A 20,449-nucleotide genomic window follows, 5' to 3' on the forward strand; every position below is an offset into this window, starting at 1 on the left:
CGTACGACGCGCGAGGCGCCCCCGGTTCTCGGGGGCGCCCTTCGCGCGAGTGCGGGTCAGCCGGTGTTGCGCAGGCCCGCCGCCACGCCGTTGACGGTGAGGAGGAGGGCGCGGGCGAGGAGGGGGTCGGGTTCCTGGCCGGCGGCCACGGCGTCACGCTGACGCTTGAGGAGGGCGACCTGGAGGTAGGAGATGGGGTCCAGGTAGGCGTCGCGGATGGTGAAGGTCTGCTTGAGGACGGGGGTGGCGTCGAGCAGTTCCCGTTCGCCGGTGATCTTGAGGACCTCGGCGACGGTGAGGGCGTGTTCGGCCTTGATGGTGTCGAACACGTGGCGCAGGTCGTCGGGGACGAGGGTGTCGACGTAGTGCTGGGCGATCCGCAGGTCGGTCTTGGCGAGGGTCATCTCGACGTTGGAGACGAAGTTGCGGAAGAAGTGCCACTGGCCGTGCATCTCGTCGAGGACGCTGTCGAGGCCGGCCTCGCGCAGGGCCCTGAGGCCGGAGCCGACGCCGTACCAGCGGGGACGATCTGGCGGGACTGGGTCCAGCCGAAGACCCACGGGATGGCGCGGAGTCCGTCGAGGCCGGCGCCGGAGTCGGGGCGCCGGGAGGGGCGGGAGCCGAGGTGGAGGTCGGCGAGCTGGTCGACGGGGGTGGAGGCGAAGAAGTACGACGGGAGGTCGGGGTCCTCGACGAGCCTGCGGTAGGCGTCGTGGGCGGCGTCGCTGACGAGGTCCATGGCCGCGTCCCAGCGGGCGAGGGCCTCGTCGGACTGGCGGGGTGAGGTGTGCAGGACGGAGGCCTGGAGGGTGGCGGCGACCGTCAGTTCCAGGTTCTCGCGGGCCAGCGACGGGATGAGGTACTTGTCGGAGATGACCTCGCCCTGTTCGGTGACCTTGATCTCGCCTTCCAGGGTGCCCCAGGGCTGGGCGAGGATCGCGTCGTGGGAGGGGCCGCCGCCGCGGCCCACGGTGCCGCCGCGGCCGTGGAAGAGGCGCAGGCGGACGCCGTAGCGGTGCGCCACGTCGCGCAGGCGGCGCTGGGCGCGGTGGATCTCCCACTGGCTGGTGGTGATGCCGCCGAACTTGGAGGAGTCGGAGTAGCCGAGCATGACCTCCTGGACGTCTCCGCGCAGTGCCACCAGACGGCGGTACGACGGGTCGGAGAGCATGTCCTCGAGGATGGTGTCGGCGGCCTTCAGCTCGTCGGTGGTCTCCAGGAGGGGCACGATGCCGATCTTCGCCCAGCCGGCGTGGAGGTCGACGAGGCCGGCCTCGCGGGCGAGGACGGCGGCGGCGAAGACGTCGTCGGCGCCCTGGCACATGGAGATGATGTACGACTCGATGACCTCGGGTCCGAAGACCTCCAGGGCGCGCTTGACGGTGAGGAAGACGCCGAGGGTCTTCTCGCCGGCGGCGTCGACGGGTGCCGGGGTGGGCGCGAGGGGGCGGCGGGAGCGCAGTTCCTTGGCGAGGAGCTTGGTGCGGTACTCGCGGGGCATGTCGGAGTAGCGCCAGGACTCTTCACCGAGGCGGTCGAACAGCTGGCCGAGGGCGTGGTGGTGGGCGTCGGCGTGTTCGCGGACGTCCATGGTGGCGAGCTGGAGGCCGAAGGCGGCCAGGGTCCGGATGGTGCGGTTCATGCGGCCGTCGGCGAAGAGGCCGCCGCGGTGTTCGCGCAGGGAGGTCTGGATGAGGGTGAGGTCGCCGATCAGTTCGCTGGTGCCGAGGTAGTCGCGGCCGGGCTCGTGCGGGATGCCCTTGGCGAGGCGCTGCTTGGTGTTCTCCAGCTTCTGCCGGATGCAGGTGGCCTTGAGCCGGTAGGGCTCCTCGGCGTTGAGGCGCTTGTAGCGGGGGCTGATCTCGGGGAGACGTTCCAGGTCGGTCTGGAGGGAGGCGAGGAGTTCCTCGGTGGCTCCGGTGTAGCGGATGGAGTTGGAGAGGAATCCGCGGAGTTCGTCGATCGTCTCCAGGGCGTCGTTGATGCCGTGTTCGTGCTGGAGGATGAGGACGTCCCAGGTCACCTGGGGGGTGACGTTGGGGTTGCCGTCGCGGTCGCGCCGATCCAGGTGCCGAAGGTGAGGGGGCGGGTCTCGGCGGGGACGGTGACGCCGACGCGTTCGAGTTCGGCGGTGAGGTCCTCGAGGACGTCGCCGACGGCTCCGGCGTGGAGTTCGTCGAGGTAGTAGATGGCGTTGCGGGCCTCGTCGGCGGGCTCGGGGCGGACGACGCGGAGTTCGTCGGTCTGCCAGACGAGGTCGATGTTCTCGGCCAGCCGGGTGTCGTAGCGGCGGCGGTCGGCCTCGATGACGGGGGTCTCCAGGAGCGCGGCGATGCGCCGGAGCTTGTTGAGGACCGACCGGCGTGCGGCTTCGGTGGGGTGCGCCGTGAAGACGGGGCGAACATTGAGGTTGCGGACCGTCTCGCGGATGTGGTCCGGGTCGGCGTCCTTGAGGCGGTCGGCGGTGCGGGCGAGGAGGCCGCCCTCGGCGGCGCGCTTGGCGCGCAGTTCGCGGCCGCGGTGGACCTGCTCGGTGACGTTCGCGAGATGGAAGTACGTGGAGAAGGCGCGGACCAGCTTGGCCGCGGTCTCCAGTTCGGTGCCGCGCAACAGGTCGGCGGCTGCCTCGCCGTCCTCGCGCGTGAGGCGGCGGACCTTTTCGACCAGGTCGAGGAGCTCGGGGCCCTCCTGCCGGACGAGGGTCTCACCGAGGAGGTCACCCAGTCGGCGGATGTCGGCGCGCAGCTCGGGGCTGGTTGTCGTCTGGTCGTCGGCACTGCTCACAGGTGCGGCTCCTTGCAGTGTTGAAGCTCGTCCGGGAGGGAACCCGGAAGTCAGGCCTGGCGGCGGGGCCGCATACGGGTCTGGCATCCGGGAAGAAAACAGAGCGGACCGCGCTGTCCGACCGTCTCCAAGGATAGGTGTCCGGGCGAACGCGCAGACTCGCGGGCTCTTGCCGCCGAGTACCGCGCCGCCATACGTACGAAGCCGTAGGTTACGGAACCGTAGGAAGTGTGGTGCGGTCTCCCGGCCTGGCACCTCTCTCAACCCACGACCCCACAGGGGACGCGCATGACCTCAAGCTCCGACGTGATCGAAGGCCCCTCACCGGCACCCGACGACTCCCCCACCGCCTCCGCCACGCTGGGCGGTGAGCAGAAGCGTTCGATCGAGCAGATCACGCTGCTGCTCTTCATCATCGTGCCCTTCCTGGCCCTGCTGGCGGCGGTGCCGCTGGCCTGGGGCTGGGGTGTGAGCTGGCTGGACCTGGGCCTGCTGGTCTTCTTCTACTACCTCGGGTGCCACGGCATCACCATCGGTTTCCACCGGTACTTCACGCATGGTTCCTTCAAGGCGAAGCGGCCCCTGCGGATCGCGCTGGCGATCATGGGGTCGATGGCGGTGGAGGGCCCGTTGGTCCGCTGGGTGGCGGATCACCGCAAGCACCACAAGTTCTCCGACGCGGAGGGCGACCCGCATTCGCCGTGGCGTTTCGGTGAGACGCTGCCGGCGCTGATGAAGGGCCTGTGGTGGGCGCACATCGCCTGGATGTTCGACGAGGAGCAGACGCCGCAGGACAAGTACGCGCCGGACCTGATCAAGGACCCGGCGCTGCGGGCGATCTCCCGGCAGTTCGTGCTCTGGACGCTGCTCTCACTGTCGCTGCCGGCTCTGATCGGCGGGCTGGTGACGATGTCCTGGTGGGGGGCGTTCACCGGGTTCTTCTGGGGTTCGCTGGTGCGGGTGGCGTTGCTGCACCACGTGACCTGGTCGATCAACTCGATCTGTCATGCGGTGGGCAAGCGGCCGTTCAAGTCGCGGGACCGGTCCGGCAACGTGTGGTGGCTGGCGGTTCTGTCCTGCGGTGAGTCCTGGCACAACCTGCACCATGCCGACCCCACGTCGGCGCGGCACGGCGTGATGCGCGGCCAGTTGGACTCCTCGGCACGGTTCATCCGCTGGTTCGAGATGCTGGGCTGGGCGTACGACGTGCGCTGGCCGTCACGCTCGCGTATCGATTCGCGCCGGAACACGGGCGGGGACGGCTCCCGGCACCGGAAGGTGACCGCCGACGCGGCATGATGGACGCTGTGGCGACCGACTCCAGCAGTACCCCGAGCAATGAGAAGCCGCGGCGAGTGCGTCGCACCCGGATGACCGGTGCGGAGCGTCGCCAGCAGCTGCTGGAGATCGGTCGCACCCTCTTCGCTGCGAAGGGGTTCGAGGGCACCTCGGTGGAGGAGATCGCGGCGAAGGCCGGGGTGTCCAAGCCGATGGTGTACGAGCACTTCGGCGGCAAGGAGGGCCTGTACGCGGTGGTGGTGGACCGTGAGATGCGGCGCCTGCTGGACATGGTGACCAGCTCCCTCACGGCCGGCCACCCGCGCGAGCTGTGCGAGCAGGCGGCGTTCGCCCTCCTGGACTACATCGAGGAGTACACGGACGGTTTCCGCATCCTGGTGCGGGATTCCCCGATCCCGCAGTCGACGGGTTCCTTCGCGTCTCTCATCTCGGACATCGCCACCCAGGTGGAGGACATCCTGGGCCGTGAGTTCAAGAGCCGCGGCTTCGATCCGAAGCTGGCGCCGCTGTACGCGCAGGCGCTGGTGGGGATGGTCGCGCTGACCGGGCAGTGGTGGCTGGACGTGCGGCGGCCGAAGAAGGCGGAGGTCGCGGCACATCTGGTGAACCTGGCGTGGCACGGCCTGGACGGGCTGGAGGCCAAGCCCCACCTGATAGGCCGCCGCAAGAGCTGACGTACGCGCGCGAGGGCCCCCGTCCACGGGACGGGGGCCCTCGTCATGCGGTGCGCTCAGTGCAGTCAGTGCTTGAAGACGTCCTTCGCCTTCTCCTTGGACTGGCGGGCGTCGCCCTTGGCCTGTTCGGCACGTCCCTCGGCCTCGAGGCGTTCGTTGCCCACGGCCCGCCCGGCCGCTTCCTTGGCCTTGCCCTTGGCCTGCTCCATCTTCGCCTTGGACTTCTGCTCGCCTGCCACGATTCACCACTCCCATTGAGATACGGCGTCTTGTCGCACTACTACGGGTGACCCGTACGGCCCGGCTCAAACAGCGAACCGGACGTCGCGGTCGAGCGCGGTCGGCGTCAGGCTCCCTTCCTGGCCACCGTGAACAGGCGGCGGAACGGGAGGACCGTGCCGTACGCGCGGGGCGGGTAGGCCTCGCGGAGCAGGTCGCGGTATTCGGTGACGAAGGTGTCGCGGGCCTCGGGGTCGTCGGCGAGGACGGTCAGGACGGGGCGCAGGCCGGTGCCCTTGGCCCAGTCGAGGACGGGGTCCTCGCCCGCCAGGACGTGGTGGTACGTCGTCGTCCAGACGTCGGTCTCGCAGCCGAGGCGGGCGAGGTGGTCGAGGTAGACCTCGGGGGCGTGGACGGAGTCCTCGGGGCGCAGGACCGCGCCGAGGCGCCCCTTCCAGCGGGGCGTGTTGCCGAGTTCGCGCATGAGGGCGTGCAGGGGCGCGTCGATGTTGTGGGGAACCTGGAAGGCGAGGGTGCCGCCGGGCGCGAGGCCGGCCAGCCAGGCGGGGAAGGAGTCGAGGTGGCCGGGGACCCAGTGGAGGGCGGCGTTGGAGACGATCAGGTCGTACGTCTCGGTGGGCGTCCAGGTCCTGAGGTCGGCGTGGGCGAAGTCGAGGCGCGGGCCGGCGTGCGCCCGGGCTTCGGCGAGCATCCGGTCGGAGTTGTCGTAGCCGGTGACGCGGGCGGTGGGCCAGCGGTCGGTGAGGACGGTGGTGACGTTGCCGGGACCGCAGCCGAGGTCGGCGATGCGGGGCGGGTCGCCGGGCAGGCCCGGGATGCGGGCGAGGAGGTCGGTGAAGGGGCGGGCGCGGTGGCCGGCGTGGCGCAGGTACTGGGCGGGGTCCCAGGTGGGCGTGGGCATGGGGCGGCCTCCTCGTGGTGAAGTCCTCGTCGTCCGGCGGGCGCGGTGTCCGGTGCCGGGTGGGACCACCGTCCCAGGGTGTTTAACTTGACGTCAAGACACTTGACATCAAGAGACTTCACATCGACACAACCACTACACTGATCGTCATGGAGGACGAGGTCGATCGACTGGTCGCAGCGTGGCGCCGGGAGCGCCCGGACCTCGACGTGGAGCCGCTGGAAGTACTCAGCCGGGTGAGCAGGCTGGCCCGGCACCTGGACCGCGCACGCCGTCTGGCGTTCTCCGAGCACCAGTTGGAGCCCTGGGAGTTCGACGTGCTGACGGCGCTCAGGCGCGCCGGTCCGCCGTATCAGCTCTCGCCGGGGCAGTTGCTGACGCAGACGCTGGTCACGTCGGGGACGATGACGAACCGTATCGACCGGCTGGCGAAGAAGGACCTGGTGGAGCGGCTGCCCGATCCGAGCGACCGGCGCGGGGTACTGGTGCGGCTCACGGACGACGGCAAGGACCGCGCCGACCAGGCACTGGCCGGTCTCCTGGAACAGGAGCGGGCGATCCTCGCCGAGCTGTCCCACGCCCAGCGCGGCGAGCTGGCCGCACTGCTACGCCAGCTGACCGCCCCGTTCGACAACATCCCCGGTTAGGTCCGCCGGTCCGACGCCCGCCCGCCGGGCGAGCGCGACCGCCGCGAGCGTGGAGTGCACGCCCAGCTTGCCGAGGACGTTCTGCATGTGGGTGCGGACGGTGTGCGGGGACAGGAACAGCCGCTCGGCGACCGCCTTGCGCCCGAGCCCCGCGACCATGCAGCGCAGCACCTCGCGCTCCCTGGGCGTGAGGGACTCCACGAGCCGCTCGCTCTCGGTGCGGTGCCTGCGCGCGGCGGTCAGCTCCTTGAGCACGCCCGTGAGCAGGGCGGGCGGCAGATGCGTCTCCTCCCGCAGCACCCCGCGCACGACGGTGAGCAGCCGGGACAGCGAGCAGTCCTTCGCCACCCAGCCGGACGCCCCGGCCTGGAGGGCGAGGGCCGCGCGGCGCGGGTCGTCCTTCTCGGCGAGGACGACGATCCGGACGTACGGCTGGCTGACGCGGACGCCGGCGACGAGGGAGAGCCCGTCGACGAGCCCGTCCTCGCCCACCTCCCGCACGGGCACGGCCGGCCGGACGCCGGGCAGGTTCCCGCCCAGGTCGGCGTCGACGAGCAGGACGTCGTAGCGGCGTCCCTCGGCGGCGGCGCGCTCCAGGCTGCGCAGCGCGGCCGGGCCGCTGCCGGCCGCGGAGACGTCGACGTCGGGCTCGGCCGCCAGGGCGGCGGCGAGCGACTCGGCGAAGATACGGTGGTCGTCGACGACCAGAACTCGGATACGGACCACGAAACCCCCTTCCCCAGGCTCCTTCACGGAGCAGGGGATCCCCAGGCGCGGAGAACGACGACCGGCGCGGGCACGACGCCCGGAAGGGGTGTTCGACCGCACGGCCGCCGCCGTGCAGAGAGTGCTACCCCCACCACGGGCGTCGTACCCGGCTGTCTCGCCCCCTGATCAGCACCGGCCCCCACCGGTGCTGTTGAACAGCGTAGGGCTGTGCGCGAGGAGCGGAAGGCGAATGACAGAACTGGCCGTCCCGCGCGTCTATGGTGTGCCGCATGTTTCGTCTTGAGGCAGAAGTCGACAGATCCCGGCGCGATCTGCTCCGCTCCCGGCTGCGCGACACGAACACGGCGGCCTCGCCCGTCCTGCGCGCGCTGCGCGGCACGCCCGCCGAACGCGAGGCGCCGCTGCACGTGTGGGCGTCGGACGACACCGGCGCGCTGGCCGGCGGCCTGGTCGGCCACACCTGGACGACCTGGCTGCACGTCACCTATCTGTGGGTCGACGAACGCCACCGCGGCACCGGCCTGGGCACCCGCCTGCTCGCGAAGGCGGAACGCCTGGCCCGCGACGAACGCGGCTGCCGCCGCTCCCGCGTGGAGACCTGGGACTTCCAGGCCCCGCACTTCTACCGCCGGCAGGGCTACGAGGTGGTGTGCGTGATCGAGGACTACCCGCCGGGCATCACGGAATACACGCTGACGAAACGGCTGGGGTGAGCGGCCTCGAAGCCGTCCGCGTCCGGGGCGCTCTCCCCACGAAGCCGTCAGCCCCGCACGGGGGTGCGGGGCTGACGGCGCCGTCCGACCGGTTCAGCCGAGTCGGCGGGCGCCTGCCGACGGGACCGCTTCGAAGACTCGCGGGGCGGTGAAGCCCGCCGCCGCGAAGGCCTCTTCGACCGCCTTGGTGATGGTGTCGACGTCGGCCGCTTCCGTGAGGACGATCGCCGAGCCGCCGAAGCCGCCGCCCGTCATGCGGGCGCCGAGGGCGCCGCCGGCGAGGGCGGTGTCGACGACGAGGTCCAGTTCGGGGCAGGAGATGCGGAAGTCGTCGCGGAGCGAGGCGTGGCCCTCGACCAGGACCGGGCCGATCGCGCGGGTCTCGCCGGACTTCAGCAGGGACACCACCCGTTCCACCCGCTGGTCCTCCGTCACGACGTGACGGACGAGCCGGCGGACCTCTTCCTCGTCGCCGAGCCGCTCCAGCGCCGCGTCCAGGTCGGCGTAGGGGATGTCGCGCAGGGCGTCGACGCCCAGCAGGGCGGCACCCTTCTCGCAGCCCGCGCGGCGCTTGCCGTACTCGCCGTCGCTGTGGGCGTGCTTGACCTGGGTGTCGACGACGAGCAGGCGCATGCCTTCGGCGGCGAGGTCGAAGGGGATCTGCTTCTGCGAGAGGTCGCGGGTGTCGAGGAACAGGGCGTGGCCGGCCTCGCAGCAGGCGGACGCGGTCTGGTCCATGATCCCGGTGGGGGCGCCGACGTAGACGTTCTCGGCGCGCTGGCACAGGCGGGCGAGCTGCCAGCGCTGGAGGCCCAGCTCGAACAGATCGCCCAGGGCCAGTGCGACGACGACCTCCAGGGCCGCCGACGAGGACAGGCCCGCGCCCGACGGGACCGTCGAGGTGAGGTGGATGTCGGCGCCGGTGACCGGGTGCCCGGCCTCGCGGAGCGCCCAGACCACGCCGGCCGGGTACGCCGTCCAGGCGCGGTCCGACTCGGGGGCGAGGTCGTCCAGCCGCAGCTCGGCGACGCCGTCCTCGACATCCGCCGAGTGCAGGCGCAGACGGCCGTCCGTGCGGCGGGAGACCGCGGCGGTCGCGGTGTGCGGCAGCGCGAAGGGCATCACGAAGCCGTCGTTGTAGTCGGTGTGCTCACCGATGAGGTTGACGCGGCCGGGCGCCGCCCAGACACCCTCGGGCTCGGCCCCGTACAGCTCGACGAAGCCGGCCCTGACCTGCTGCTCTGCCCCCACTTACCGCTCCTTTGCGATCTTCTGCGTGAACTCCCACGCGTCGGCGACGATACCCGCGAGGTCCGCGCGGGACGGGTTCCAGCCGAGCCGCTCGCGGGCGGTGGCCGCCGAGGCGACCAGGACCGCGGGGTCGCCGCCGCGGCGCGGGGCCATGACCTCGGGGATCGGGTGTCCGGTGACCTTGCGGACGGTCTCGACGACCTCGCGGACGGAGAAGCCGTTGCCGTTGCCGAGGTTGCAGATGAGGTGCTCGCCGGGGGTGGCGGCCTCGACGGCGAGGAGGTGGGCCTCGGCCAGGTCTGCGACGTGGATGTAGTCGCGGATGCAGGTGCCGTCCGGCGTCGGGTAGTCGTCGCCGAAGACCGAGATCGCGTCCCGGCGGCCCTGCGCGACCTGGAGCACGAGGGGGATGAGGTGCGACTCGGGCTCGTGCCGCTCGCCCTGCGCGCCGTAGGCGCCGGCCACGTTGAAGTAGCGCAGGGACACCGCGCCGAGCCCGTGGGCGGTGGCCTCGCCGGTGATCATGTGGTCGACGGCGAGCTTGGACGCGCCGTAGGGGGAGGTCGGCGCGGTCGGGTCGGTCTCGGTGATGGGGGTGCTGACCGGCTCGCCGTAGGTCGCGGCGGTGGAGGAGAAGACGAGCCTGCGCACGCCCGCCTCGCGCATGGCGCCGAGGAGGGCCATGGTGCCGCCGACGTTGTTCTCCCAGTACTTCTCGGGCTTCACCACGGACTCGCCGACCTGCGAGAACGCGGCGAAGTGGAGGACCGCGTCGAAGGAGGCGTCCAGCCACTTCCCGGCGTCGCGGATGTCGCCCTCGACGAAGGTGGCGCCCGCCGGGACGCCCTCGCGGAAGCCGGTGGACAGGTTGTCGAGGACGACGACCTCGTGTCCCGCTTCCAGCAGATGCTGGGCGACCACGCTGCCGACGTATCCCGCCCCGCCGGTGACCAAGTACTTGCCGCTCATCAACTCGCTACCTCTCGCAGTCGCTTCGCCGCGTGCTCCGGCGGCACGTCGTTGATGAACACGTTCATGCCGGATTCGGAACCCGCGAGGAACTTCAGCTTGCCGGACGTACGGCGGATGGTGAAAAGCTCGAGGTGCAGCGCGAAGTCGTCGCGGTTGACGCCCTCGAACTCCTCCAGCGCGCCGAACGGCGCCTGGTGCCAGTCCGAGATGTACGGCGTGAGCGGCTGGTCATCCCCGAAGATCCGGTCGAAGCGCCTCAAGAGTTCCAGATAGACCTGGGGGAACTCTGTGCGCGCGTCCTCGTCGAGGCCGAGCAGGTCGGGAACCCGGCGCTTGGGGTACAGGTGCACCTCGTACGGCCAGTGCGCGGCGTACGGCACGAAGGCGACCCAGTGTTCACCCTCCAGGACTACGCGCTCACCGCCGAGTTCACGCTCCAGGACGGCGTCGAAGAGGTTCTCCCCGCCGGTGGCCTCCTTGTGGGCGGCCACCTGGCGCAGCATCAGGGCGGTGCGGGGCGTGGTGAACGGGTAGGCGTAGATCTGCCCGTGCGGGTGACCCAGGGTCACACCGATCTCGGCACCGCGGTTCTCGAAGCAGAACACCTGTTCCACGGAGGGCAGATGCGACAGCTCGGACGTCCGGTCCGTCCACGCGTCCAGGACCAGTCGCGCCTGCTCCTCGGTGAGGTCGGCGAAGGACGCGTTGTGGTCCGAGGTGAAGCAGACCACCTCGCACCGACCGGAGTCGCCGGCCAGCGAGGGGAAACGGTTCTCGAAGACGACCGCGTCGTACGACGAGTCCGGGATCTCGCTCAGCCGGTCGCCCCGCGAGGGGCACAGGGGGCACTCGTCGGCCGGCGGGTGATAGGTGCGCCCCTGCCGGTGCGAGGCGATCGCCACCGAGTCGCCGAGGAGCGGATCCCTGCGTACCTCCGAAGTGGTGACCGTGGGTTCCAGCGGACGCCGGTCCACCGCGTCGCGCACCGCGTCGTCCCGCAGGTCGTAGTAGATGAGCTCACGACCGTCGGCCAGGCGGGTCGAGGTCTTCTTCACCGCGGCTCTCCATCCGTACACCGAGCGAAGCACGTCAGGCTTCGCGTCGAGCGAGGCTCGCTTCTCACCGAGCAGAACAAGCTTCCAACAGAACTAAACACATCGAACCACAAACCTCCACGAGAGTCACCACCACAACCAAACAAAGACCACCAAGCGAAGTGAGCAGTGCATGCGAACCCCCACGTATCTCGCGGCTGAGCTACGCCTTCCGACCAACTGGCTCGACTACACGATCATGGCGATCTACTTCGTGGTCGTCCTCGGCATCGGCTTCGCCGCGCGCCGCTCGGTGAAGACCAGCCTCGACTTCTTCCTCTCGGGCCGCTCCCTGCCCGCCTGGATCACCGGCCTCGCGTTCGTCTCGGCGAACCTGGCGGCCACGGAGATCCTCGGCATGGCCGCCAACAGCGCGCAGTACGGCGCGTACACCGTCCACTGGTACTGGATCGGCGCCATCCCGGCCATGGTCTTCCTCGGCCTGGTGATGATGCCCTTCTACTACGGCTCCAAGGTCCGCTCGGTCCCCGAGTTCCTGCTGCTGCGCTTCGACAAGGGCGCGCACCTGCTCAGCTCGGCCCTGTTCGCCTTCGCCGCCATCCTGATCTCGGGCGTGAACCTGTACGCCCTCGCGATCGTCGTCGAGGCGCTGCTGGGCTGGCCGCAGTGGCTGGCGATCGTGGTCGCCGGCTTCTTCGTCCTGGCGTACATCACGCTGGGCGGTCTGTCGTCGGCGATCTACAACGAGGTGCTCCAGTTCTTCGTGATCCTGGCGGCCCTGATCCCGCTGACGGTGCTGGGCCTGAAGAAGGTCGGCGGCTGGGGCGGTCTGACGGACTCGCTGACGGCGGCCAAGGGCGACAACTTCGTCAGCGCCTGGGGCGGCACCGGCATCGGCAGTGACAACCCGCTGGGCGCGAACTGGCTGACCATCGTCCTGGGCCTCGGCTTCGTGCTCTCCTTCGGCTACTGGACGACGAACTTCGCCGAGGTGCAGCGCGCCCTGTCCGCGAAGAACCTCTCGGCGGCCCAGCGCACCCCGCTGATCGCCGCGTTCCCGAAGATCTTCATCGTCTTCCTGGTGATGATCCCGGGTCTGGTGGCGGCGGTCCTGGTCCCGAAGATCGGCACGGCGGACTCCGACCTCCAGTACAACGACGCGATCCCGTACCTGATGGAACAGCTGCTGCCCAACGGCGTGCTGGGCATCGCGGTGACCGGTCTGCTGGCCGCGTTCATGGCGGGCATGGCGGCGAACGTGTCGTCCTTCAACACGGTGTTCACCAGCGACATCTGGGCGAAGTACGTGGTGAGGGGCCGCGAGGACGCCTACTACGTCCGCTTCGGCCGCCTGATCACGGCGATCGGCGTGATCGCGTCGATCGGGACGGCGTTCCTCGCCTCGTCGTTCTCCAACATCATGAGCTACCTCCAGACGCTGTTCTCCTTCTTCAACGTGCCGATGTTCGTCGTCTTCATCGTCGGCATGTTCTGGAAGCGGGCGTCGATGAAGTCCGGCTTCTGGGGACTGCTCGCGGGCACCACGGCCGCGATGGTCAACTACTTCGTCCTCTACAAGCAGGACATCATCGGCATCCCCACCGACCAGGGCGCCAACTTCGTCTCCGCGATCGCGGGCTTCGTCGCCGGCGCGGTGGTGATGGTGGTGGTGTCCCTGTTCACCGCCCCCAAGCCGGCCGAGGAACTCCAGGGCCTGGTCTACGGCACCGTCTCGCCCGGCAAGGCCGAGCCGGCCGCCGAGGGCGACGACGCCTGGTACCGGCGACCCGCGCTGCTGGGCTGGGGCGCGGTCATCCTCGCCGCCGCCTGCTACATCCCGTTCTCGTTCTAGGCCCGACCGCGGGAGGATGGAAAGACCATGTCCGAGCAATTCGAACCGTCCGAGCGGGCGGAAGCGGCCGAGCGGCTGCGCAAGGCCGGCTACTCCGAGGCCGACGTCCAGCGTGAGGTCTCCGAGCTGGAGGAGAAGTCGGCGACCGCCGCCCGCATCTTCGACCTGCGCCGCATCATCGGCGGCCTGTTCGTCGTCTACGGCGTCATCGTCACCATCGCGGGCCTCACCGACAGCGACGCGGAGATCGCCAAGGCCCAGGGCATCAACATCAACCTGTGGACGGGCCTGGGCATGCTGGCCCTGGGCGTCTTCTTCCTGGTCTGGATGAAACTGCGCCCGTCGGTCCCGCCGGCGCAGCTGCCGCCGGAGGCGCTGGAGCCGAAGGACTGAGCGGGGTCCTTGCGCGGACGGGGCCGGGGTCCGGCCCCGTCCGCATACTGGGCACGGGTCAAGGTGGCTCACCCGCACGCGTGTCGGCAGAGGCGTCAGGAGTCGTCGGCATCGAACAACCGCTCCGCGTCACTCACGTCCATGGCCCGTCGCGCCCAGAGCCTGAGCAGATCCTCGTCGGTGCATGTCTCCACCCGGTGCCGAACCGCGTCGGAGACAGGGACACCCCGCCATTCAAGGATGTTCAGGGTCATCTCGGCGCGCGTCTCAAGACGCCCCTCCTCGCGCACCTGCTCCGCCAACGGGTGCCGCCAGAAGTACTGCATCGCCGTCATCAGGTCCCTCCACATCTGCTGTGCCTGGGGATCCGCCAGGCAGGAGTCGACGAACTGCACGAAGACCGCGGCGGTGTCCGCGTCGAGCGTTTTCAGGGCGGCCACCAGCGATTCCAGTATGCCCGCGACGTGTGGCCCCCGGCCGTGTGTCATCGCCGAAAGCACCGCGAGGGCCGGGTCCTGTTCGGCCTCCGATGCCTTCGCGATCACGGGAACGTTGTCCGGGCCGAGCACGAACGGCCGCACCGTCAGCGACGGGCACCCCCGCACCCCGAGGTGGATGGGCTCGGCCGCCCACCGGGCCGTCGCACTGTTCTGCGTGTGCCCTGGGGCGGCTGGTTCGGCGGCGGGGGCGGCGGCTGGGTCATGGTGTGGGTACCTCGGGAGAACGCTGGGGAAAGCAGGACCGGAAGAGCGGGACCGGAAGAAACAGAACCGGGAGAAACAGAACCGGGAGAAGCGGGACCGGAAAGACGTGGGAGGGCCGGGCGGCGGCGGTGGTGCCGCGCGCGCCGGCCGGAGTCGCTCGCCTCACTTGCCGTAGGCGAGCATCAGCTTCTCCTTCGTGTCGTCGTTGCCCGCCAGCCGGGTGGTGGAGATGTAGAAGCGGCTGTCCGCCCAGGCGAGGTCGCGGGAGAAGAAGCTGTCCTCGAGGTCGATCGTGCTCTCCGGCATCTGGAGCAGCGTCGTGGGCGTGTGGGTGGAACCGGCGGTCGGGATCGACACGACCCGGCCGGCCGCGTCGTACGACGGCTCGACGTAGGCGACGAGGTTGCCGCCCTCGACGCTCACCGGCAGCATCGACTCGTCCACCGGGGACTTCACGCGCCACTTCTCCTTGCCGGTGGCGAGGTCGATCGCGACGATCTCGTTGGCTCCGGTGGTGGCCTCGGTGGGCAGGTAGAGGGTGTTGGCGTCGGCCGCCGTGCCCTCGCAGCCGGTCAGGTTGCGCTGGAGGATGGCCCAGCCGCACTCGGGGGCGAAGTCCTCGTCGACGCCGACCTGCGAACGGAACGTGCCGTCCGGCTTGAGGGTCGAGATGTTCCAGGCGTTCTTGTCCTTGTTGGTGCTGTAGATGACCAGCGGGTCCATGGAGTACGCGCGGGCGACCGTCCAGCCCTTGTCGAACTTCTGGGTCCACCTGACCTTGCCGGTCGCCGGGTCCAACTCCTGCACCTCGTCGTGCTCGTTGGCGCCGGTCGCGTCGCAGGAGGCCACGGAGATCAGCTTGGCGCCGCCCGCGAAGGCGGTCGGGAAGCAGGCGTCGCCGTACTTCTTCTTCTCCCACAGCTGCTTGCCGGTGTTCACGTCGTACGCCGTGCCCGACTGCGAGCGGCCCACCATCAGGGTGTTGCCGGTGACGGACAGTTCGACGGTGATGGCGCTGTCGAACAGCGCGCCGTCGGCGACCGTCCCCGTCCAGCCCTTGGCGCCGGTGTTGAGGTCGATCTGCTGGAGCTGGTTGCACTTGGCGCGGTCGCTGCTGCCGTTCATGTACGCCACGACGACCTTGTCGGTGGCCGTCTTCTGCGGGGTGACCGCGCAGACCTTCTGCGGCAGGGCGATGGTGTCCCAGGCGGGCTTGCCGTCGCCGACGTTGTACCCCACGACCTCCTTGTACGCGGCCTTCACCGCGGTCTTGGAGGTTATCCACATGCCGGGGGCGTCGGCGCCGGAGGCGGGCGCGTCGGGCGCCTCCTTGTACCAGAGCACCTTGGCCTCGCCGCTCTTGCGGTCGGCGTTGAAGTCCTCGGGGTCCTCGCCGCCGTCGCCTTCGCCGTCACCGGGGTTGACGGGACTGTCGCTCGCCGACGGCTTGCCGTCGTCGCTCGGTCCGGCGACGGGCTCCTTCTTGCCGCCGCCGTCGTCACCGCTCGTGACCGCGAACACCGTCCCGCCGATCACCAGCAGCGCCGCCACCGCGGCGCCGACGGCCAGCGCGGGCTTCCCCTTGAAGGGGTTGCGGGAGCCGGGCCCCGGGGTGCCGGGGGCACCGGGGAACTGGGGCGGCGGGAAGCCGTATCCGGGCTGCTGCCCGTAGGGACCGGCCGGCTGGCCGTACGGCCCCGGCTGCGGCGGCGCTCCGTACGGTCCCGGCGCGCCCGGAGTGCCGTAGGGGCCGCTCGGCTGGGCGTACGGCCCCGGCTGCGGCGGCTGTTGCGGGTAGCCGTAACCGGGCTGCGGAGCCTGCGGCGGCGGGGCGGGCGGGCCCTGCGGCGGCTGCGGCGGCGTCTGCGGTGCGCCGAAGCCACCACCTGGCGGCGGCTGCGGCGGCTGGTCCTGCGGTGCGCCGAAACCACCCTGCGGCGGCTGTTGGTTGGGCGGCTGAGTCATCAGCGTCTCCCCCTCGCTCACTGATTTTTAGCCACGCCCTGAGGCTCGTGACGGTCCCGGACTCGTGCTCAGAAAGTTCTCAGACGGCTCTTTCTATCACCCGGGACCGACAGCGAAGGGGCCCGCGTCCGCCCCTGTTCCCAAGGGAGGACCGGCCCGTGATGGCGCCGTTACGCGCCTTCACGCCCCCTTCACGCGGCGCACGCGCCGTCACCGCGCGCGGGGAGCTGTTCACCGAGCGTGCGGCACGCTCGTGAGACCCCCGCCTCGCCGGAGCGCGTGTTTCGGTCACGCACGTGGGTCACGCATACCGTTCACCACGTCGGTCACGCACACCGTTCACCACGCCGACCACGCACACCGTTCACCACGTCGGTCACGCACGCCGGTTCACGCGTCCTCGGCCAACTCCAGCCAGCGCATCTCGAGTTCCTCGCGCTCCCCGGCCAACCCGCGCAGTTCGGCGTCGAGTTTGGCGACCTTCTCGAAGTCGGTGGCGTTGTCCGCGATCTGCGCGTGCAGCTTGGTCTCCTTCTCGGAGACCCGGTCCAACTGGCGCTCGATCTTCTGGAGTTCCTTCTTGGCGGCGCGCTGGTCGGCGGCGCTCTTCTCGGGCACCGCCTTCTGCGCGACGGGCACCGCGGCGGCCGCGGCCTCCTCCATGCGGAGTCGGCGCTCCAGGTACTCGTCGATGCCGCGCGGCAGCATCCGCAGGGCGGAGTCGCCGAGGAGGGCGAAGACGCGGTCCGTGGTCCGCTCGACGAAGAAGCGGTCGTGGGAGATCACGATCATCGAGCCGGGCCAGCCGTCGAGGAGGTCCTCGAGCTGGGTGAGGGTCTCGATGTCGAGGTCGTTGGTGGGCTCGTCGAGGAAGAGGACGTTGGGCTCGTCCATCAGCAGCCGCAGGATCTGGAGGCGACGGCGCTCACCGCCGGACAGGTCCCCGACCGGCGTCCACTGCTTCTCCTTGCTGAAGCCGAACGTCTCGCACAGCTGCCCGGCGGTCATCTCGCGGCCCTTGCCGAGGTCGACGCGCTCCCGCACCTGCTGAACGGCCTCCAGGACGCGCAGGTTCGGGTCGAGTTCGGAGACCTCCTGGGAGAGGTAGGCGAGCTTGACGGTCCGGCCGACGGCGACCTTCCCGCCGGCCGGCTGGGCCTCGCCCTGGGTGCGGGCGGCGTCGGCCATGGCGCGCAGCAGCGAGGTCTTCCCGGCGCCGTTGACGCCGACCAGGCCGATGCGGTCGCCGGGGCCGAGCTGCCAGGTGACGTGCTTGAGCAGCACCTTGGGGCCCGCCTGGACGGTCACGTCCTCCAGGTCGAATACGGTCTTGCCGAGCCGCGACGACGCGAACTTCATCAGCTCGCTGCTGTCCCGTGGCGGCGGTACGTCCGCGATCAGCTCGTTGGCGGCCTCGACCCGGAAGCGCGGCTTGGACGTCCGCGCGGGCGCCCCGCGGCGCAGCCAGGCCAGCTCCTTGCGGACCAGGTTCTGCCGCTTGACCTCCTCGGTCGCGGCGATCCGCTCCCGCTCCGCGCGGGCGAAGACGTAGTCGGAGTAGCCGCCCTCGTACTCGTGGACGGCGCCGCGCTGCACGTCCCACATGCGGGTGCAGACCTGGTCCAGGAACCAGCGGTCGTGGGTGACGCAGACGAGCGCGGAGCGGCGCTCGCGCAGGTGCCTGGCGAGCCAGGCGATGCCCTCGACGTCGAGGTGGTTGGTCGGCTCGTCGAGGACGATCAGGTCCTGCTCGTCGATCAGCAGCTTCGCCAGCGCGATACGGCGCCGCTCGCCGCCGGACAGCGGTCCGATGACGGTGTCCAGGCCCTGCGGGAAGCCGGGCAGGTCGAGCCCGCCGAACAGTCCCGTCAGGACGTCGCGGATCTTGGAGTTGCCGGCCCACTCGTGGTCGGCCAGGTCGCGGATGACCTCGTGGCGGACGGTGGCGGCGGGGTCCAGGGAGTCGTGCTGCGTGAGCACGCCCATGCGCAGCCCGCCGGAGTGCGTGACCCTGCCGGTGTCCGCCTCCTCCAGCTTGGCGAGCATGCGGATCAGGGTGGTCTTGCCGTCGCCGTTGCGACCGACGACACCGATCCTGTCCCCTTCGGACACGCCGAGCGAGATGCCGTCCAGCAGCGCACGGGTTCCGTACACCTTGCTGACGTTCTCGACATTGACCAGGTTGACGGCCATTTTTCTCCTGCCAGGGGGATCGGTCAGCCTCCCAGCCTAATGCGCGCTGTCGGCCCGCCGATCCCCCCGCAGGTCAGCGGACCGCCGCGTGGACCTTCGTCGAGCAGACCGCGGATCGGACGCGTGGACCCTCAGGACGCGTGGACCCTCAGGACGCGCTGACGACCGTGGCGCCCGGGGCGGGGCCGGACGCCGTGCGCACGCTCCTGCACGTGCCCGACGCCCGCAGCGCCTCCGCGATCCTCTCCGCGGCGGCGGCGTCGCGCGCCAGGAACGCGGTGGTGGGGCCCGAGCCCGAGACGAGGCCCGTGAGCGCGCCGGCCGTCTCCCCCGCGGCGAGGGTGTCGGCGAGTTCGGGGAAGAGGGAGAGGGCGGCGGGCTGGAGGTCGTTGGAGACGGCGGCCGCGAGGGCGTCGGGGTCACCCTTGGCGAGGGCGTCGAGGAGTTCCCGCGAGGCGACCGGCTCGGGGATGTCGAGTCCCTCGGCGAGGCGGTCGAACTCCCGGAACACGGCCGGGGTCGACAGGCCGCGCCCGGCCATCGCGAACACCCAGTGGAAGATCCCGCCGACCTCCAGCTCGGTCAACCGCTCGCCCCGCCCGACACCGAGAGCGGCGCCGCCGACCAGGCTGAACGGTACGTCGCTGCCCAACTCGGCGCAGATCTCCAGCAGTTCCTCGCGGGAGGCGCCGATGCCCCAGAGCGCGTCACAGGCCAGGAGGGCACCCGCGCCGTCCGCGCTGCCGCCCGCCATGCCGCCCGCGACCGGGATGTCCTTGGCGATGTGCAGATGCACGTCCGGGGTACGGCCGTAGCGCTCGGCCAGCGCGATCGCCGCGCGCGCGGCCAGGTTGCCGCGGTCCAGGGGGACCTGGGCGGCCTCCGGGCCCTCGCAGGTCACGCGCAGGGCGTCGGCCGGGGTGACCGTCACCTCGTCGTGGAGGCCGACCGCCAGGAAGACGTTCGCCAGGTCGTGGAAACCGTCCGGGCGGGCGGCACCGACGGCGAGCTGGACGTTGACCTTGGCGGGCACGCGGACGGTGACGACGCTCACTCGGAGTCCTTCTCCTGGTGCTCGGGGTCCTGCGACTGCCGCGCGGAGTCCTGCGACTGCCGCGCCGAGTCGTGCTGCTCGTTCGCGGGGTCGTGCTGCTTGTTCTCGGCGATCCGCGCGAACTCCTCGACGGTCAGGGCCTCTCCGCGGGCCTGCGGGGAGACACCGGCGGCCACCAGCGCGGCCTCGGCCGCCGCCGCGGAACCGGCCCACCCGGCGAGCGCCGCCCGCAGCGTCTTGCGCCGCTGGGCGAACGCCGCGTCGACGACGGCGAAGACCTCGCGCCGGGAGGCGCTCGTCTTCACCGGCTCGGCCCTGCGGACGAGGGAGACGAGGCCGCTGTCGACGTTCGGGGCGGGCCAGAAGACGTTGCGGCCGATCGCGCCGGCGCGCTTGACCTCGGCGTACCAGTTGGCCTTCACGGACGGCACGCCGTACACCTTCGAGCCGGGAGCGGCGGCGAGGCGGTCGGCGACCTCCGACTGGACCATCACGAGGGAGCGCTCGATGGTCGGGAAGGTGCCCAGCATGTGCAGGAGCACGGGCACGGCGACGTTGTACGGCAGGTTCGCCACCAGGGCGGTGGGGGCGGGGCCCGGCAGCTCGGTCACCTGCATGGCGTCGGAGTGCACCAGCGCGAAGCGGTCCGCTCGCTGCGGCATACGGGCGGTGATCGTCGCGGGGAGGGCGCTCGCGAGTACGTCGTCGATCTCGACGGCCGTGACGCGGTCGGCGACCTCCAGCAGCGCGAGTGTGAGGGAGCCGAGGCCCGGGCCCACCTCGACGACCACGTCCTCGGGGTGCACCTGCGCGGTGCGGACGATACGGCGGACCGTGTTCGCGTCGATCACGAAGTTCTGGCCGCGCTGTTTGGTGGGGCGCACGCCGAGGGCTGCCGCGAGTTCACGGATGTCGGCGGGGCCCAGGAGGGCGTCGGGGGTGGGGCTCGTCACGGTGACAAGGGTACGGGGGTGCCGTGGCCACGAATGCCCAGGGCGGCGTGGGTGGGGGCGGGCGCCGGGG

Annotated in this window: 17 protein-coding genes and 1 pseudogene; 6 read left to right on the forward strand and 12 right to left on the reverse strand. The window is 70.7% G+C overall.

Translation table 11 applies throughout. The annotated features are described in order from the left end of the window. Positions 1 to 56: 56 nt before the first annotated feature. A pseudogene (gene ppc / locus BM536_RS14530) lies at positions 57 to 2,784 on the reverse strand (phosphoenolpyruvate carboxylase). Positions 2,785 to 3,072: 288 nt separating this feature from the next. Here ppc and BM536_RS14535 point away from each other — a divergent pair. Then, on the forward strand, positions 3,073 to 4,083 hold the full coding sequence (locus BM536_RS14535) for an acyl-CoA desaturase (RefSeq protein ID WP_073498121.1): 1,011 nt from the start codon (positions 3,073 to 3,075) through the stop codon (positions 4,081 to 4,083). Continuing rightward, the gene (locus BM536_RS14540) at positions 4,080 to 4,757 is read left to right on the forward strand and encodes a TetR/AcrR family transcriptional regulator (protein WP_073498122.1); all 678 of its coding nucleotides are present in this window, start codon (positions 4,080 to 4,082) and stop codon (positions 4,755 to 4,757) included. Before BM536_RS14535 ends, BM536_RS14540 begins: the two co-directional genes overlap by 4 nt. A gap of 65 nt (positions 4,758 to 4,822) precedes the next feature. Here BM536_RS14540 and BM536_RS14545 read toward each other — a convergent pair whose 3' ends face one another. Together BM536_RS14545 and BM536_RS14550 are read right to left on the reverse strand one after the other, a co-directional pair. Then, on the reverse strand, positions 4,823 to 4,996 hold the full coding sequence (locus BM536_RS14545; RefSeq protein WP_073498124.1) for a CsbD family protein: 174 nt from the start codon (positions 4,994 to 4,996) through the stop codon (positions 4,823 to 4,825). A gap of 107 nt (positions 4,997 to 5,103) precedes the next feature. Next, a complete protein-coding gene (locus tag BM536_RS14550; RefSeq protein WP_073498126.1) occupies positions 5,104 to 5,898 on the reverse strand; it encodes a trans-aconitate 2-methyltransferase in 795 nt (264 codons plus the stop codon). A gap of 149 nt (positions 5,899 to 6,047) precedes the next feature. On the opposite strand from BM536_RS14550, the gene BM536_RS14555 reads away from it, so the two are divergent. Then, positions 6,048 to 6,545, forward strand: a complete 498-nt coding sequence (locus BM536_RS14555) for a MarR family winged helix-turn-helix transcriptional regulator (protein WP_073498128.1) — start codon at positions 6,048 to 6,050, stop codon at positions 6,543 to 6,545. Here BM536_RS14555 and BM536_RS14560 read toward each other — a convergent pair. Further along, positions 6,504 to 7,271 (reverse strand): LuxR C-terminal-related transcriptional regulator, encoded by a 768-nt coding sequence (locus BM536_RS14560; RefSeq protein WP_094103009.1) that lies wholly within the window; start codon positions 7,269 to 7,271, stop codon positions 6,504 to 6,506. The two genes, BM536_RS14555 and BM536_RS14560, sit on opposite strands and share 42 nt — an antisense overlap. A 260-nt stretch (positions 7,272 to 7,531) precedes the next feature. Here BM536_RS14560 and BM536_RS14565 point away from each other — a divergent pair, with 260 nt between their 5' ends. Then, complete coding sequence (locus BM536_RS14565) at positions 7,532 to 7,987, forward strand: GNAT family N-acetyltransferase (protein ID WP_211362877.1); 456 nt, start codon at positions 7,532 to 7,534, stop codon at positions 7,985 to 7,987. Between the two features lie 93 nt (positions 7,988 to 8,080). On the opposite strand, the gene galK is transcribed toward BM536_RS14565, so the two are convergent. From galK to galT, 3 genes are read right to left on the reverse strand one after another with little or no spacing between them, the layout of a single operon-like run. Beyond that, positions 8,081 to 9,238 carry a galactokinase gene (gene galK, locus BM536_RS14570; protein ID WP_073498132.1) on the reverse strand — a complete coding sequence of 386 codons (1,158 nt, stop codon included), beginning with the start codon at positions 9,236 to 9,238 and terminating at the stop codon, positions 8,081 to 8,083. After that, entirely contained in the window at positions 9,239 to 10,207 is a 969-nt protein-coding gene (gene galE, locus BM536_RS14575; RefSeq protein ID WP_073498134.1) for a UDP-glucose 4-epimerase GalE, read from the reverse strand. Further along, positions 10,207 to 11,265 (reverse strand): galactose-1-phosphate uridylyltransferase, encoded by a 1,059-nt coding sequence (galT, locus tag BM536_RS14580; RefSeq protein WP_073498136.1) that lies wholly within the window; start codon positions 11,263 to 11,265, stop codon positions 10,207 to 10,209. The genes galE and galT overlap by 1 nt, the downstream gene beginning before the upstream one ends. 172 nt (positions 11,266 to 11,437) lie before the next feature. Between galT and BM536_RS14585 the strand changes: the two genes are divergently transcribed. Both BM536_RS14585 and BM536_RS14590 read left to right on the forward strand, forming a co-directional pair. Continuing rightward, a complete protein-coding gene (locus BM536_RS14585; protein WP_073498138.1) occupies positions 11,438 to 13,117 on the forward strand; it encodes a sodium:solute symporter family protein in 1,680 nt (559 codons plus the stop codon). A 27-nt stretch (positions 13,118 to 13,144) separates the two neighbouring features. Further along, positions 13,145 to 13,510 carry a hypothetical protein gene (locus tag BM536_RS14590; protein WP_073498140.1) on the forward strand — a complete coding sequence of 122 codons (366 nt, stop codon included), beginning with the start codon at positions 13,145 to 13,147 and terminating at the stop codon, positions 13,508 to 13,510. Between the two features lie 95 nt (positions 13,511 to 13,605). Here BM536_RS14590 and BM536_RS14595 read toward each other — a convergent pair whose 3' ends face one another. The 5 genes from BM536_RS14595 to rsmA all read right to left on the reverse strand — a co-directional run bounded on the left by BM536_RS14595 (position 13,606) and on the right by rsmA (position 20,379). Then, a complete protein-coding gene (locus BM536_RS14595) occupies positions 13,606 to 14,079 on the reverse strand; it encodes a hypothetical protein (RefSeq protein WP_425444632.1) in 474 nt (157 codons plus the stop codon). Between the two features lie 297 nt (positions 14,080 to 14,376). Beyond that, entirely contained in the window at positions 14,377 to 16,179 is a 1,803-nt protein-coding gene (locus BM536_RS14600; protein ID WP_094103127.1) for an outer membrane protein assembly factor BamB family protein, read from the reverse strand. A gap of 390 nt (positions 16,180 to 16,569) precedes the next feature. Continuing rightward, positions 16,570 to 18,372, reverse strand: a complete 1,803-nt coding sequence (locus BM536_RS14605) for an ABC-F family ATP-binding cassette domain-containing protein (RefSeq protein WP_073499661.1) — start codon at positions 18,370 to 18,372, stop codon at positions 16,570 to 16,572. Positions 18,373 to 18,520: 148 nt separating this feature from the next. Further along, positions 18,521 to 19,426, reverse strand: coding sequence for a 4-(cytidine 5'-diphospho)-2-C-methyl-D-erythritol kinase (locus BM536_RS14610; RefSeq protein ID WP_094103010.1), 906 nt, complete (start codon positions 19,424 to 19,426; stop codon positions 18,521 to 18,523). After that, positions 19,423 to 20,379 carry a 16S rRNA (adenine(1518)-N(6)/adenine(1519)-N(6))-dimethyltransferase RsmA gene (gene rsmA, locus BM536_RS14615; protein WP_245873498.1) on the reverse strand — a complete coding sequence of 319 codons (957 nt, stop codon included), beginning with the start codon at positions 20,377 to 20,379 and terminating at the stop codon, positions 19,423 to 19,425. Before rsmA ends, BM536_RS14610 begins: the two co-directional genes overlap by 4 nt. Positions 20,380 to 20,449 lie beyond the last annotated feature (70 nt).

The organism is Streptomyces phaeoluteigriseus, assembly GCF_001896135.2.
GTDB lineage: Bacteria > Actinomycetota > Actinomycetes > Streptomycetales > Streptomycetaceae > Streptomyces > Streptomyces phaeoluteigriseus.